General features: G+C 50.5%; 14 protein-coding genes. 10 read left to right on the forward strand and 4 right to left on the reverse strand.

The annotated features are described in order from the left end of the window. The first annotated feature begins 56 nt into the window (after window positions 1–56). The 4 genes from JQN59_RS20470 (at window position 57) to JQN59_RS20485 (ending at window position 4,830) form a co-directional block, all read left to right on the forward strand. Entirely contained in the window at window positions 57–989 is a 933-nt protein-coding gene (locus tag JQN59_RS20470; protein ID WP_239484202.1) for a TIGR03756 family integrating conjugative element protein, read from the forward strand. 11 nt (window positions 990–1,000) lie between these two features. Further along, window positions 1,001–2,362: an integrating conjugative element protein gene (locus JQN59_RS20475; RefSeq protein WP_149607527.1), complete on the forward strand. Its 1,362-nt coding sequence runs from the start codon at window positions 1,001–1,003 to the stop codon at window positions 2,360–2,362. Beyond that, window positions 2,359–3,861 carry a conjugal transfer protein TraG N-terminal domain-containing protein gene (locus JQN59_RS20480; RefSeq protein ID WP_149607526.1) on the forward strand — a complete coding sequence of 501 codons (1,503 nt, stop codon included), beginning with the start codon at window positions 2,359–2,361 and terminating at the stop codon, window positions 3,859–3,861. The genes JQN59_RS20475 and JQN59_RS20480 overlap by 4 nt, the downstream gene beginning before the upstream one ends. A 96-nt stretch (window positions 3,862–3,957) precedes the next feature. Next, complete coding sequence (locus tag JQN59_RS20485) at window positions 3,958–4,830, forward strand: phosphorothioated DNA-binding restriction endonuclease (RefSeq protein ID WP_149607525.1); 873 nt, start codon at window positions 3,958–3,960, stop codon at window positions 4,828–4,830. Window positions 4,831–4,867: 37 nt separating this feature from the next. On the opposite strand, the gene glgS is transcribed toward JQN59_RS20485, so the two are convergent. After that, window positions 4,868–5,068, reverse strand: coding sequence for a cell surface composition regulator GlgS (gene glgS, locus JQN59_RS20490; RefSeq protein ID WP_188110094.1), 201 nt, complete (start codon window positions 5,066–5,068; stop codon window positions 4,868–4,870). Window positions 5,069–5,401: 333 nt separating this feature from the next. Between glgS and JQN59_RS20495 the strand changes: the two genes are divergently transcribed. The 3 genes from JQN59_RS20495 to JQN59_RS20505 all read left to right on the forward strand — a co-directional run bounded on the left by JQN59_RS20495 (window position 5,402) and on the right by JQN59_RS20505 (window position 7,099). Further along, window positions 5,402–5,692, forward strand: a complete 291-nt coding sequence (locus JQN59_RS20495) for a hypothetical protein (protein ID WP_149607523.1) — start codon at window positions 5,402–5,404, stop codon at window positions 5,690–5,692. Window positions 5,693–5,756: 64 nt separating this feature from the next. After that, window positions 5,757–6,662, forward strand: a complete 906-nt coding sequence (locus tag JQN59_RS20500) for an ArdC family protein (protein ID WP_149607522.1) — start codon at window positions 5,757–5,759, stop codon at window positions 6,660–6,662. 65 nt (window positions 6,663–6,727) lie between these two features. Beyond that, on the forward strand, window positions 6,728–7,099 hold the full coding sequence (locus tag JQN59_RS20505) for a hypothetical protein (protein ID WP_149607521.1): 372 nt from the start codon (window positions 6,728–6,730) through the stop codon (window positions 7,097–7,099). A 177-nt stretch (window positions 7,100–7,276) separates the two neighbouring features. Here JQN59_RS20505 and JQN59_RS20510 read toward each other — a convergent pair whose 3' ends face one another. Then, window positions 7,277–8,179, reverse strand: coding sequence for an endonuclease/exonuclease/phosphatase family protein (locus tag JQN59_RS20510; protein WP_149607520.1), 903 nt, complete (start codon window positions 8,177–8,179; stop codon window positions 7,277–7,279). A 365-nt stretch (window positions 8,180–8,544) separates the two neighbouring features. Here JQN59_RS20510 and mobH point away from each other — a divergent pair, with 365 nt between their 5' ends. The 3 genes from mobH to mcrC all read left to right on the forward strand — a co-directional run bounded on the left by mobH (window position 8,545) and on the right by mcrC (window position 12,725). Further along, complete coding sequence (mobH, locus tag JQN59_RS20515) at window positions 8,545–10,137, forward strand: MobH family relaxase (RefSeq protein ID WP_149607519.1); 1,593 nt, start codon at window positions 8,545–8,547, stop codon at window positions 10,135–10,137. Window positions 10,138–10,294: 157 nt separating this feature from the next. Further along, window positions 10,295–11,683, forward strand: a complete 1,389-nt coding sequence (locus JQN59_RS20520) for an MrcB family domain-containing protein (protein ID WP_239484203.1) — start codon at window positions 10,295–10,297, stop codon at window positions 11,681–11,683. Next, complete coding sequence (mcrC, locus tag JQN59_RS20525) at window positions 11,676–12,725, forward strand: 5-methylcytosine-specific restriction endonuclease system specificity protein McrC (RefSeq protein ID WP_149607518.1); 1,050 nt, start codon at window positions 11,676–11,678, stop codon at window positions 12,723–12,725. Before JQN59_RS20520 ends, mcrC begins: the two co-directional genes overlap by 8 nt. A 6-nt stretch (window positions 12,726–12,731) precedes the next feature. On the opposite strand, the gene JQN59_RS20530 is transcribed toward mcrC, so the two are convergent. Together JQN59_RS20530 and JQN59_RS20535 are read right to left on the reverse strand one after the other, a co-directional pair. Continuing rightward, window positions 12,732–13,379: an HNH endonuclease gene (locus JQN59_RS20530; protein ID WP_149607517.1), complete on the reverse strand. Its 648-nt coding sequence runs from the start codon at window positions 13,377–13,379 to the stop codon at window positions 12,732–12,734. Between the two features lie 111 nt (window positions 13,380–13,490). Beyond that, window positions 13,491–13,757 carry a hypothetical protein gene (locus JQN59_RS20535; protein WP_149607516.1) on the reverse strand — a complete coding sequence of 89 codons (267 nt, stop codon included), beginning with the start codon at window positions 13,755–13,757 and terminating at the stop codon, window positions 13,491–13,493. Window positions 13,758–13,969: the final 212 nt, after the last annotated feature.

Raw genomic sequence — 13,969 nt, forward strand, 5'->3', positions numbered from 1 at the left:
ATTTAAAGGGCATTGCGCTACACCCGACAGAAGAAAACCCTGTTACCGGAGGCGTTATGCCAGACCGCTCTTCTCTTCTGTTGCCCCTGATGCTGTGCGCCGCTTTCCCGCTCAGAGCCATTACCACGCCGGAAATTGCCGCTTCTGCCCTGTCGCCGGAGTGCGTGCATTACCGGGTGGTCGGCCTGTGCTACTGGCTGTACTGCACACCGTTCGGCTGTACGGTGCGCACGTCGGTGAAGGTCAGCCATTTCCGCCCGGATCTGGTGGTGTCGGCGTACAGCAACACCGGGCAAAATCCGTGGGCGGAGATGTCGTTGCTCAGCCCGGCATTACCGGGCATTGCAGAAGGTGGCGGTGATACAAATCCCCGCGCAGCAAACCAGCACAGCAAGATCCGCTTCAAGAATGCTGATGCCATCGGCTTCCCGGCGGGTGATGAACTGGCAAAATTTTTCACCCGGTTTGGCTATATCTGCTCGCCCTCATCGCAGCCTTTTCAACCGTACTTTCTGAGTCAACTGGATGCGCTGGCGTGGCGTAGCGGGGTGCCGGAACTGACCTGGCCGGAGGCGCTGACGCCAGGCATGCGGGAAGTCGGTCAGAACGGCGATATGTGGGGCAATATCTACCCGCGCGCCGGAGCCATCAGCCAGACCCACGACTATAAAGCCGCCGCCGTTATCGCCCAGCGCGTGGCCGATCTGGTGACGCGTACCGGGCAACCGCATCTCTACACGCCGCTGACCGCCTCATCCCGCGCCGGATACTGGCCGCCCTCCCCGGTTACCGAAGGCGACAGCGATAACCATCGCTGGCAAATGCTCACGCCGAAAAAATCCTCCGCCTGCACGGTGTTCCCGGATGGCAGCGCCACCGACACTTACGCCGACAAGCTGGCAGAGAACGGCGCGTACGCCTGGACGCTGTGGCGGCCCTATAAATGCTGTCCGCGCCGGGGGCAAACCTTCCTCGGCAGTACGGGTTAACGGAGGCGGTGATGAGAGTCCTTTGCCTGGTCCTACTGTTTTTCGCCTGGGTTTGCGTGGCGGCAGACGACTACAGCTTCCGCACGCGAGGCGCGGTTGATGACCTGCTTTACTACCAGATTGGCGGCGGCGAGGCGGTCATGCCGCCTCCGGTACGCCGTAGCCCTTCACCGCTTAACGTGGGCATTGGCTGGAACGCCGATATGATGTGCGGCAATTTCGATATCGACACCACGGTACGCAATCAGCTAAACGGCATCACCGACGGCTTCCAGCAGCTGATGGGTAACGTTATCCAGAGCGCCACCGGCGCGGTTGCCAGCCTGCCCGCGATGATTATCCAGCGCGCCAATCCGCAGCTTTATGATCTGCTGACCAACGGCGTGCTGCAGGGGCGGCTGGATTTTGATAAGTCGCTGCTGAACTGCCAGAAAATGGCGGAGAAGATGACCGATTTGGCGGCCGATTCCGCCTGGTTTTCCGGAGCCAAAGCGGAGAACTACCAGTCCCTCGCCGCCAGCGATAATGACGCCATTCGCACCGACCACAAAGCGGCAAAAGAGGCCGCCGAAAAGGGTAAACGCTGGGTGGGTGGCGAAAAGCGAGGCGGCAAAGGCCAGCCGCCAATCAAGGTAGTCCATGACGCCACCGCCGCAGGCTGGAATATCCTCAACCAGCAGCCTGCCACCAGCACCACGTCTCTTACCGCCTCCGAATGCGACGGGGAACTCTGTAGCACCTGGACATCTCCTGAAGAAGCCGCCAAATGGATGACCCGTGTGGTTGGCGAGCAGACCATCAGCGTGGCGCAGGCCACCGACGATCCGGATGCACGTTCCGGCGCACAGGCAGGGATCGGCCTGCATCCGCTGATCGACGAAGAAAAGGCGAAGATCCTGCCCCTCCTGAGAGATCTGGTTAATGGCAGCCAGAAACCTGGCTTCGACAACCTGGCGAAAGCCTCCGGCGGATCCATGCAACTGACCCGCGGCGTGGTCGAGGCGCTGCGCGACGACCCGGACGTTGCCGTCCTTACCGAACGGCTGGCGGGAGAACTGGCGCTGGCCCGCGTCACCGAACAGGCGCTGCTGGCCCGGCGCACGCTGCTCGCAGGTATGCGCGAACCGAATATCGCCAACGTCAAAGAGGCGCAGGACAGCTTAGGCAAAACCACCGCCCAACTGGATGAAGAGCTGAGCCAGTTAAAGCTGGAACTCGATTTCCGCCAGGCGCTGACGCGCAATACCACAAGCCTTATCCTGCAACGCAAACAGCAACGCGACCAGCTTCAGGGCCAGGCGGTGGAGGTGCCGGACGACAGCGATCGCCGCCTGCACAACCTCAATAATCCGCAGCCGGACAGTCCGCGATGACCGCCAACAGCTATTTCGAGTACGTGCTCACCCTGCTCGGCTGGCTGGTGAACAACGGCGTGTGGCAGACGCTGACCGCCACCGGGCTGTTCGCCCTGCCCCTGCTGGCAAAACTGGTTGCCCTGTGGCTGAAAGCGCGCGGCCAGGGGGCGGATGAAGGCAACGTCGCCCGCCTGCTGGTCGTCTGGATGGAGCACTCGCTCTACAGCGCCCTGCTGGTGATCCTTTTTGCGGGTGTGCCGTTCCTCAATGTCGATATCAATACCCTCACCTACGACAGCCAGCGCACAAAGCAGTGCGGCTGGTCGGTGGTACAGCCCGGTGATTCCGGCTATGCGCCGCTCATCAACGAACTGAGCGGCCAGAGCGCTTCCGTGCCGGTGTGGTGGTACTTCACTCATGCGCTTGGCAAAGGCATCACCAGCGCCGCCGTCGCGGTACTGCCCTGCAAGCCGGACTTGCGCCAGTTACGCTTTGAGGTGCAACACACCCGGATCGCCGATCCGGCACTGGCGCAGGAGCTACAGGATTTCGTTAACGACTGCTACGGGCCGTCGCGGGCAAGGCTCAAGCGGCTGGGCAGCGATATCAGCGAGGAACAGAGCCGGGAGGTGGACTGGGTGGGATCGTCTTTTTACCTCTCCACGCCGGGCTATTACGACCACGATCATTCCCGTTCGCCCCGCGCCGCCTGGCCATATGACGCCAGCCGCGATGATGGCCTGAACGATACGGGTGGCGGTGGCTATCCCGCGTGTAAAGAGTGGTGGTCCGATGGTGATGCGGGGCTGAAAAATCGGCTACTGAAACAGGTCGATACCACGCTCTGGCAGCAACTACAAAAACTGGGACAGTCGAAAGAGGAGTATGAAGAGGCGGTACTGCGCTCGCTGGTGAGCCCGCGCAATATGCAGGTGTCACAGGGCGGGCTGGTGTACAACGGGTTTGGTGGGAGTGCGGGGGATAATCTCAGCCAGACGCAGTTACTGAGTCGTGTAGGCGGGATCATCGGCGCGGGGCTTTCGAGCTACGCCCTTTTTCCGGCGTTTGATAACGTCCGTCAGGCGCTGCCGATGGTGCAGGCATTCCTCGAAATGGCGCTGGTGATTTGTATTCCGGTGATCCTGTTGTTCTCGGCATGGGATCTGAAGACCGTGATCACGCTGAGCTTTGTGCAGTTCGCCCTGTTCTTTCTCACCTTCTGGTGGGAGCTGGCCCGCTGGCTGGATAACTGGCTGATGCAGATGATGTACGACAGCGACACCCACTCGTACTTCAACCTCTGGGGCCTGCAAAACACCTCCGACGATCTGATTGTGAATATCATTATGGGCGTGATGTTCCTGGTGTTACCCGCTTTCTGGCTGGGCGCGCTGACGTGGGCGGGCGTCAGGATCGGCGCGGCCATCGCCGGAGTGATGGGCAGCGCGGTCGGCGATATCAAAAGCGCTGGTGAACAGGTCGGGAAAATGATCGTCAGTAAAACACGCATTCCCTGAAGATTTCGTACTGACGGTGTGATGAACGGGGCTTGAGTCACCGGTATTTTGCGAGCATGATCGCAATAACATCAGCCTGTTACCCGGTTCATTCTTATGATCTCTCCTGAAATGCTGCAATCCGCCATCTCTAACGTCTCTGTCTGGCGTCAGGGTGACGTATGCGCGCCGCATAAACCGCTGCTGCTGTTGTACGTACTGTCGCAGTACAAAGCAGGCCATCCACGCCTGTTTAACTACGGCCTGGAGATCCACGAACCGCTCACCCGCCTGCTGAAAGAGTTTGGTCCTAAGCGACGCACCGATTACCCCAATATGCCGTTCTGGCGGCTGCGAACAGACGGCTTCTGGGAGATCGCTCACGCAGAAGGTTGCAAACCGCGCAGGGGAAATACTCAACCGACAAAGAAAGAACTGATTGATAACCAGGTGGCGGGCGGCTTCAATGAAGCGGCTTATCAACAATTGCTGGCACACCCTGAGATGATCGACCGGTTGGCCCAGAAGATCCTCACCGATCGCTTCCCGGAAAGTATTCAGCGGATCCTGGCCAACCAACTGGGATTCGATTTTATCGATCGCTCCAGGAACCGCGATCCGCGTTTCAGGGATATCGTTCTTCGCGCTTACCACTCACGGTGTGCGTTCTGCGGTTACGATCTCAGGCTGGATGGCGCGCTGGTTGGTATTGAAGCGGCGCATATTCACTGGAAAGCATATGGCGGTCCGTGCGTGGTGAACAATGGCCTGGCGCTCTGTACGTTGCACCACGATGCGTTTGATATGGGGGCATTCGGGCTGGATGAGAGTATGACCATCCGCATCTCCGGCGGCGTCAGCCGTAGTCCGGTAGTTGACCATCTGTTCTGGCACCGGGACGGCCAGCAGTTATTCCTTCCTTATGACAAAACGCAGTGGCCTGCTGAACAGTATGTTGGCTGGCACAGAAAACAGATATTCAAAGCCTGAAAAACGCAACGGGCCGTTAGGCCCGTTGTTCGTTATATCACCGCAGTTCTATCACTCGCGCCCGCTCAGCCTGCTTTCGGTAGTGGTCGTATCGCTCCCGGAACCATGCTTGCTGTTCATCACTCATATTGCCGGTCACGGCATCGATATCCACTGGCTGGCCCAGGGCGTACATACGAGCAAAGCTGCGCGCCAGAAAATCAAAATTCTTCAATCCGTGTGGGTCTTGTTGGTTCATTCGCATATCCCTCCAGTCATTGTGTTTACTGTTCAAGGTCATATGCTTTTCTAATTCCAGTATCTTCCTGAAAACGATCATTTTTTGATCAAAATGTGCGCGTCAATCTGCCTGTGTTCACATTTCAGGAACGACAAAACTCTTCAGCCCCGGTAATGATTTTCCCCTCCCTTTTATCACCCGCGCAGAAAACACTACCGCCAGCCATGCAGTAAGTTCGCCATGTATCCGGAAGGCGCGAACGGCGCAAATGCGCAGGATACCCGTACCATTCCATCCCGCAGGGAAACGCCCTGCGAAGGGTGTTCCCTGCTCATTTACAGGAGAAACACCATGTCGCTTTTCGATAAAAAACCGTCGTTAATGCCGGTGGTTATCGCCCCTGATGTCTGGCAATCTGCTGTGGAATTTCCCGCCGACCCGCAGCAGGTGGAAGAACGGCTGGGCAATCTGTTGCTCGCCGTACTGCTGACCCTGCGCACCGCCGGGGCATCCCGCAAGAAAGTCACCTTTACGATCTACTGCCAGCCGCCGCAGGGCGATATGAAAGTCCCTGTCGCATTACCGCTGTTGCTCAACTATCACGACCACTATGTGCAGGTCTCGATGGCTGAACAGGCATAACCTCTCTCCGCCGGAGTCACTTCCGGACGGAGGTGGTTCCGGCTTCTTCCATGAGGATCGCACAATGGACAGAAGCAACGATATCTACCAGAAAGTCACCGACCAGATTATTGCTGAGCTGGAAAATGGCAATGTACCGTGGATCCGCCCGTGGCGCGATGGCGAGCCGCCGTTCCCGATCAATGCGTTATCCGGTCGTCAGTATCACGGCATCAATATACCGCTGCTGTGGAACAGCGCCGACAAGCAGAGCTTCGCCAGCGACCGCTGGCTGACGTTCCATCAGGTCAGCGCGCTCGGCGGGCAGGTGCGTCGTGGAGAGAAATCCTCTCTGGCAGTGTTGTATCTGCCGCGCACGCAGGAAGAGACCGATATACTCGGCCAGCCGTTGCTGGATAAAGACGGCGAGCCGAAGGTACGGCATTTTGGGATCATTCGAGAATTTCGGCTGTTTAACCTGTCGCAGTGCGACGGCCTGCCGCAGTCGCTGTTCGAGCCGTTTACCCGGCCCGCAAAGCCTGTGGAGATGGCCGAAGCCATTGCAATGAACAGCGGCGTGACGCTGCGCCATCGCCGCCAGTCGAAAGCGTATTACAAACCCGCGACCGACCTGGTGATGATGCCGCACCCGCAACAGTTTGAAAGCAGCGAGGCGTACTACGCCACGCTACTGCATGAACTGACGCACGCTACCGGACACGCTTCACGCCTCAACCGCCCCGGTATTGCCGGAGCGGAACGCACCGAAGCGCTCTACGCTGCTGAAGAATTAGTGGCGGAGATGGGGAGCGCCTTCCTGTGCGCCCATTGCGGCATTCAGGGCAGGCTCCAGCACGCCAGCTATATCGGCTACTGGCTGGATATTCTGCGCCAGGACAAGCGGGCAGTGATCCGCGCCAGCGGTATGGCGCGCCACGCCAGTGAATGGCTGCTCAACGCTGTACCACAACCCTGTCAGCTTAGCGCCTGACAGCCCACCCGCACGGGGAGTCTTCCCCGCCGGGAAGTTGCTCCCCTTTTTCTGAGGATCAATGTATGGGACTCGATCTCTTCTTTTTCGAACGGGCAAAAAACGCGCCCGATGAAAGCCAGTACGATAGAGTGGGTTATTTCCGCAAGGTGAATCCGCTGCTTAAGTGGGTGGATAAACACGTTGGGCTGGTGCGCAACCAGGTGCTGTTAGAAGTCACCAAAGCACATTTGCAGGCGCTTCTGAGCGACCTGCAGAGCCTGACGCCGGATAACTGCGGCGCGGTTTATCCGACGATTGACGGCTTTTTCTATGGTTATACCGATTATGGAGAACACTACTGGAAAGATGTCCGCGCCGTCACTCTCTGGGTGAAGGAGACGCTGGAAACGTTTGATTTTGAGCGAGACAGGCTGATGTTTTATGCCTGGTGGTAAGTGGAACGGAGTGGCCGGTTTCGATCGGCCACTTTATTCTTATATGACAACTGCATTAAGACATTGCATCGCACGACACAGACGATTGAGAGGGGATGTCACAACCATCTGAAATATTTTACGATGTTCCTTTGTGGCTTAACGAGCAGCTTAAAAACCCTATTTCCAGCCCAAATATTATTGTTCGGTCAGTTCCATATGTGCCACAACAGGCAGGTGATCACTCGCTTTAGACCACTGGAATGAAGTCGAATCATGTGGGATCGTTAACTGGGTAATGTTCCATTTTTGCCCTTTGAATGTAAATATATGGTCAATATCAATCGCCGGGTTAACGGCTGGCCATGAGCGGTAATCCGTCCCTTTTTTAAGAACCGGATTAAAGAAATATTCAATTTCTTTGATCGGTTGCTCATCCGCGGTTGAGTTAAAATCACCGGCAAGAATTTTAACCGATGATGCTATGTCTTTAAAATCAGAAGGAGCATCACCAATAGCCACATCCAGAATACTGCGAGCCTGAGCGGTCCGCGTGGCAGGATCTTTCTGCCAGTCGAGGTGAGTAACCATCATAGTGACAGGAGTCTCAAAACCGGGAAGTGAAATCTGTGCCAGCAGTAATACACGTTGTTCGGCATCACCTGAAGGGAGTTTAATCACCTGAGAATGAGTGATTTTATATTTTGACAGAACGCCCAGACCATATTCGCCACCATCAAAATCGAGTGATTTACCAAAGGCGTAATACATGTGGTTGGCGTCAGCAATTGTTTTCAGCTGGTCAATATTTTTGCTTCTTCCCGTTTTATTATCAACCTCAGGAACGGCGATAATATCAGCCTTAAGATTTTTGATAGCGGTATTCAGTGCCGTAAAATCCGATACATTTTTTGAAGCTTCGTTTTTACCTATATTGTATGTAGCGACTACCAGTTGAGGGGCATCATGAGTATAAATTTTATCTGGCACCCCACCCTGTTGTACTGAAAGAATTTCATTACCAGCCAGCGTAGTATTTGCCATTGAATATGCAGAAAAGCAACTGGTCGTGAGCAACGTAAGAACAAACAGTTTTTTCATGTCGAAAATAATCCATGTGAATATTGATAGTAGAAGCGATCTTAACCGCTATGGCGATAATGAATTCGTGACAAATAGCCCATACTTTCATTGCAATGAAAATTAAGTTGTAAAAAAACATATCACTCGCCAAACAAGCAATACCAATAGCGGTTGCCACCCCAGCGCACTGTCATTCACGGGCTCGATGACATTGGCCTTACCGATTACGTTTTTTCAACCTCCAGCAGCAATCCGGAAAAATGGGAGCAATCATCTACTATTCTTTGTTTTAAAAAAAAGCCTGCTGCATGCAAAAGGCCCAAAGGGAGAAACTGCAAAGGAAGGGCGACAAGGGCAAAGGGGCCTGCCCGGAAAGGGGAAATATGCTGAAATGGCTACAAAGACCATCCCGGAGCCAGTCACCTGCGCCAGACGCTGCGCTGCCGGAGGGCTGGTTTGCGCCACTATCCGCAGAACAGTTGCTGGCAACGCCGTTACGCCAGTCCTGTTTGCACCAGTTACGGCAACTGACCCCGCTGCCGGATCCCCTGTTTGATAGCTGGATCCTCACGGCGATTCACCGCTTTGCCGCACTGGTGCAACAGCTTCCCGCCTCACAAAGCCATCACCATTCCATTCCCGGTGGGCTACTGGATCATTCGCTGGAGGTTGCCTGCAACGCCATCCGGCTGCGCCAGGGTTACCTGCTGCCACCGGAAGCGGGTGCAGAAGAACAAGCCCGGCAGGCCAGTGCATGGACGGTCGCAGTGGTCTGCGCGGCATTGCTGCACGATACGGGAAAAATCGCCGTGGATATGGAGATTCATCAACGTGATGGCACCCGCTGGCATCCGTGGCAGGGTAATCTGGCACAGCCTTATCGCTGGCAGTACCAGAGCCACGGTCGCGACTATCATCTGCATCCGGCGGCTGGCGCAATGTTGATTAATCAGTTGATACCCTCGCCATTACTGGACTGGCTGGCCGGATACCCGGCGGCTTTTACGTCCCTGATTTATCAACTCACCGGACACTACGAACGGGCTGGCGCACTGGCTGAACTGGTGCAGCAGGCCGATAAAGCCTCTGTCGCCCGATACCTCGGTGGCAATATCAAAACCGCGCTGGCGCAAAAGTCCTCGTCCTTCCCCCAGCAGCTTCTTACAGCCTTGCGGTCGCTGGTACAGAACGAGTACCGACTCAATAATCCCGAATGCGGATCCGATGGCTGGCTGACGGAGGATGCGCTGTGGCTTATCAGCAAAACTACTGCCGACCGGGTTCGCGCCTGGCTGCTCCAGCATGGCGTAGCCAGCGTACCGGAAAATAATAACCGCCTATTTGACGAACTGCTGGCGCATCAGCTTATCGTTGCCAACGAAGATAAAGCGATTTGGCGCTGCATTATCCGATCGGATAAAGGCTGGTCGCCCGTTGAACCGCTGACGCTACTGCGCCTGACACCATCTGCAATCTGGGAGCCAGGCGAACAACGTCCCGCCTGTTTTGTCGGTGATGTGACGCCGGTAAGCGAAGCGGAACCCGTCCCTGAACTTAGCGCACCCACTCAACCGCTGCCGGAGATAGCAGACGACCCGAGACTTGGTGACAATAATAATTTCCTGCAGTGGCTGAAGAACCACACCAGCCCTTCAGCCACGGTGAATACCCGGAACGGCAAGGTACATGTGGTGGAAAACCATCTTTTCTTGATTTCACCGGGGATCTTTAAGATATACGCATCAGAAACCACTGGAGACACCGGCGACGGCTGGAAGCTGGCACAGCGAATGTTTCAGGAGTCAGGACTGGCCCTGCGCTCTAATGATGACAGTTTTATCTGGACCTGCGATGTTCACGCGCCACAAAAGAAAAGTAGTCAGTTGAAAGGGTTTCTGATGGAGGATCCGGGGCTGGTGTTGGGGGAGAAAGTGCCGGTGAATAATCCGTGGCTGAAGTTGACAGTCTCAAAATAAAATAAATAACCAATTGAAAAATAAGTGCATTTTAACATTCCCAAGACATTTTATATTAGATATTTATTTAAAATAGTTTGGTTACTTGTTTTATCAGGTTAGACTAAAGCAACTTGTTGATTTGACTCCTTTAAGTTATATTGCAGAGGATTTGCACTTGATCGCTGAACTCATCAAAAATTTTCTTAAGCAAGCAGACGAAAAATCATCACAAAGCACGTCTTCATACAATAAAGAATATCGTAATCTAAAAATAACGCTGAGCTTTGGAAAAGGAAGTTACGCAGATGTCCCATGGATCGCATTTCTTGGTGGTGGGCAAACACCGTCAAATGGGATTTATCCTGTAATATTATATTATAAAAATTACAATGAATTAATCCTTGCTTATGGTGTTAGTAGTATTACAAAACCGGAACTATCATGGGAAGGGTTGCCGCCTAAGACCATCACCATTAATGATTACTTTAAGGAATACCATAATAAACCTGCAGAGAAATATGGCACTTCATTATTTCACTCTGTTTACCAAACCAATAATGAAGTTGATTATAATTCTCTAGTATCTGGACTGAATGAAGTAATTGATAAATATAATAATTTAATAAACAAAGAAACCAATACCAACAAGTTAAATAACAACAATAATGAAATCACCACATATAATTTCAATAATGCCAGCGAAGATTTATTCCTTCCAACTGACACACTCAACAAGATAATTAAAAAGCTGAACAACAAAAAAAACATAATACTACAAGGTCCTCCTGGAGTTGGTAAATCTTTTATTGCCAAGAGATTGGCATACCTCCAAATTGGAAGTAAAGATATTAATAAGGTTGGTATGATTCAATTTCATCAATCTTATAGTTATGAGGATTTTATTCAAGGCTTTCGACCTAATACGACCGGTTTCACTAGAAAAAATGGTATTTTCTATGAGTTTTGTCAGAAAGCTAAAGATGACCCCGAAAATAATTATGTATTTATCATTGACGAAATTAACAGAGCGAATTTGAGCAAAGTATTGGGTGAGCTAATGATGCTCATTGAAGCAGACAAAAGAGGCCCCGAGTGGGCAATTCCTTTGACTTATTCTGAAGATGAAAAGGACACTTTTTTCGTCCCGGAAAATATATTCATTATAGGATTAATGAATACTGCAGACCGTTCTTTGGCTGTTGTTGATTATGCATTACGTCGTCGTTTTTCATTTATTGATATAGCACCGGGATTCGATACTGAGCAATATCGCTCCTATATGTTATCCAAAGGTGTAAGCGAAGAAGTTATTAATCTCATTCGTACCAGCATGCACAAATTGAATTTAGAGATCGGTCATGACAAAAATAACCTTGGAAAAGGATACATGATTGGCCACAGTTTCTTTTGCCCTTCGAGTAATATCGAAAAAGGATTAGACTATGAATGGTATAAAGAAACCATCATGTCTGACATTGGCCAATTATTAGAGGAATATTGGTTCGATGAACCAGAAAAATATGAAAAATGGTTAAACATACTCTTGGTGAATATCGATGAATGAAAACACCATTCCAATTAAAAACATTTATTACATGCTCTGTTATGCTTGGGGGTATATCAGGCAAGCAAAAACAATAAATTTATCGTCGCTAAAAGGAGATAATATCTATGATCTTCTCAGCATTGTATTAATACAAGGAACGCAGCATATTTATAGAAGAGGATTCGAGTTAGGATACAAAAATCATAATGATATTCTAAGCGGTGTTAAAGGAAAAATTGACATAACAAATACAACCAAGCGTTTCTTAACACATAATGGTAAATTGCATTGTGTCTTTGATGAACTCACCGTCGACGTTATTACAAATCAAATAATAAAAAGCACGCTTAAATTATTATATACAAATAAAAATATTGACAATGACTTAAAATTAAAAATTAGTTCTGTGTTGAAGTATATGCGTCCTATTAGAGAAATTGACTTAAACTCAAAAATTTTCAGAATAATACAACCCAATGGTAATAATAAATTTTATAAATTTATTATTACCATTTGCCAATTAGTATACACTTCATCTTTTATATCGCAAGAAAAAGGCCCTGTTAATTTTTATGATTTTATACGAGATGAACGTGAAATGTCACGGATATTTCAAGAGTTCTTGTATCAGTTTATGAAAAAAGAATACATTGGTTGGAGTGTAAACCGACCACATATAAAATGGGATGCTTCTAGTGATACTGATCCAGAATTAAAACTCTTACCTAGGATGGAAAGTGATATAATAATGTCAAATGCAAATAAGACCATTATCATAGATGCCAAATACTATAAAAACATGTATGCCAACAGGTACAATATAGCAAAGTTCCGCTCAAACAACCTTTATCAATTAATGTGTTATTTGCATAATTACAATTTTCAAGAAACAAAAAAAAATAAGAACATAGATGGCATGCTTATATATCCAATGACAGGAGATAATGTTAATGAAATATATACAATAAACAATTATAAAATTACTCTCAGAACTCTTAATCTCAATCAGGAGTGGAACAAGATTCATGATGAGTTATTAAATATTTTCATCACTCCTTGAGTTAATCTAATAGTTCTGAAGAAGAAAGGCCCTCAACTCATCTGGAGTAAATGGAGGTTTTTTCCTATGTAACATGGCATGGCAATTAGGGCAGACAGGAATAAGATCTTTTTTGGGATCCAGAGAATAATTCTCTTTGATGTCTGAAAGCGGAATCAGGTGATGTATATGGATAAAACCTTTTGCTATCTCGCCATACACCTTCATCATATCAATACCACATACTTTGCACAGGCAGCCATGCCAGGCTAATGCGGCCTGTCGAGCCATACGGTCGCGTTCATAGCGGTTAACCGTTACCTGCGTAGCGGTACCTTCAGTAAATACGCTATGCGGCGGTAGTTCATCAGGAAAAATGCTGATGCCGGGCTGCTCGTTACCCAAATTTTTCTCAACGATCTGGAACCCTTGATCGGTAAGCAACTTGACGCATTTCGACTTGATACCACCACTAAAATCTTCAGGGGAAAACTCAACGCCGGTCATATTTGAAGCAGCAATACCGACTATCGCTTTCGGTGGATAACTGCGCCCTTCAAAGACCACATTATACAGCCGGGACTCGCTGAATTGATGGCGTACACCTTCATCATAGGCGCGCATAGCCGCAATAATGCATTCCCTGGAAAGCTGGTCTGGCAGTTTCTTCTTCATTTATAACTCATCATCCCTGAAACGACATATGCTAACTCTTTATTTTATAGCATATTAATTTATCCGGGGATAAACAGCACTCTTCATTTTCGCGTTACCGGGATACGAGCATCAGTGCAGCGGCAGCGTAACGTAGCGGCAAAGAAACCGAGCCTCCTGCTGGTTGTCCAGCCGTACCTGAAAGATATCGTGTGTATCCTGCAAGGATGCGTCCTCACGCCACGCCAGCAGACCCTGTTGATTCATGCGGATAATAATCTGATCGGGCGTTTCGCCCTGATTCAATGCTTCAACTACCTGTTGCAGGGGAAGCGGTAGCATCTGAGCAGGCCACATCACTTCAACACTTACGAGCTGGCGGTGTGTCCGGGGTAACATCGGTAGTTTCCTCCATGGCTATAATTTCGCGGTTAATTAGCCATGAAATAGGGGCGTTTTTTGCGGTTGCAAGGTTTGCTGAGAGACCTCATTTAAAGGTCGAGATATCTCAGGTAGTGAAGTCTCTTCCCAAGCAAATCCAGATAGTCTGCACCAAGAGTCTGAGGATATGTCGATAAAAAGCATTTTTTAAACATATAGCCAAAACATGT

The sequence above is a fragment of the Citrobacter sp. B72 genome (assembly GCF_016894305.1).
Taxonomy (GTDB): domain Bacteria; phylum Pseudomonadota; class Gammaproteobacteria; order Enterobacterales; family Enterobacteriaceae; genus Citrobacter; species Citrobacter portucalensis.

Excerpts from the sequence above, each read along its gene's own strand:
- JQN59_RS20480 (WP_149607526.1), top strand. The coding sequence starts at position 2,359 with ATGACCGCCAACAGCTATTTCGAGTACGTGCTCACCCTGCTCGGCTGG.
- JQN59_RS20530 (WP_149607517.1), bottom strand. The coding sequence starts at position 13,379 with ATGAAGAAGAAACTGCCAGACCAGCTTTCCAGGGAATGCATTATTGCG.
- mcrC (WP_149607518.1), top strand. The coding sequence starts at position 11,676 with ATGAATGAAAACACCATTCCAATTAAAAACATTTATTACATGCTCTGT.
- JQN59_RS20495 (WP_149607523.1), top strand. The coding sequence starts at position 5,402 with ATGTCGCTTTTCGATAAAAAACCGTCGTTAATGCCGGTGGTTATCGCC.
- JQN59_RS20510 (WP_149607520.1), bottom strand. The coding sequence starts at position 8,179 with ATGAAAAAACTGTTTGTTCTTACGTTGCTCACGACCAGTTGCTTTTCT.
- JQN59_RS20485 (WP_149607525.1), top strand. The coding sequence starts at position 3,958 with ATGATCTCTCCTGAAATGCTGCAATCCGCCATCTCTAACGTCTCTGTC.
- JQN59_RS20475 (WP_149607527.1), top strand. The coding sequence starts at position 1,001 with ATGAGAGTCCTTTGCCTGGTCCTACTGTTTTTCGCCTGGGTTTGCGTG.
- JQN59_RS20535 (WP_149607516.1), bottom strand. The coding sequence starts at position 13,757 with ATGTTACCCCGGACACACCGCCAGCTCGTAAGTGTTGAAGTGATGTGG.
- JQN59_RS20505 (WP_149607521.1), top strand. The coding sequence starts at position 6,728 with ATGGGACTCGATCTCTTCTTTTTCGAACGGGCAAAAAACGCGCCCGAT.
- mobH (WP_149607519.1), top strand. The coding sequence starts at position 8,545 with ATGCTGAAATGGCTACAAAGACCATCCCGGAGCCAGTCACCTGCGCCA.
- JQN59_RS20470 (WP_239484202.1), top strand. The coding sequence starts at position 57 with ATGCCAGACCGCTCTTCTCTTCTGTTGCCCCTGATGCTGTGCGCCGCT.
- JQN59_RS20500 (WP_149607522.1), top strand. The coding sequence starts at position 5,757 with ATGGACAGAAGCAACGATATCTACCAGAAAGTCACCGACCAGATTATT.
- glgS (WP_188110094.1), bottom strand. The coding sequence starts at position 5,068 with ATGAACCAACAAGACCCACACGGATTGAAGAATTTTGATTTTCTGGCG.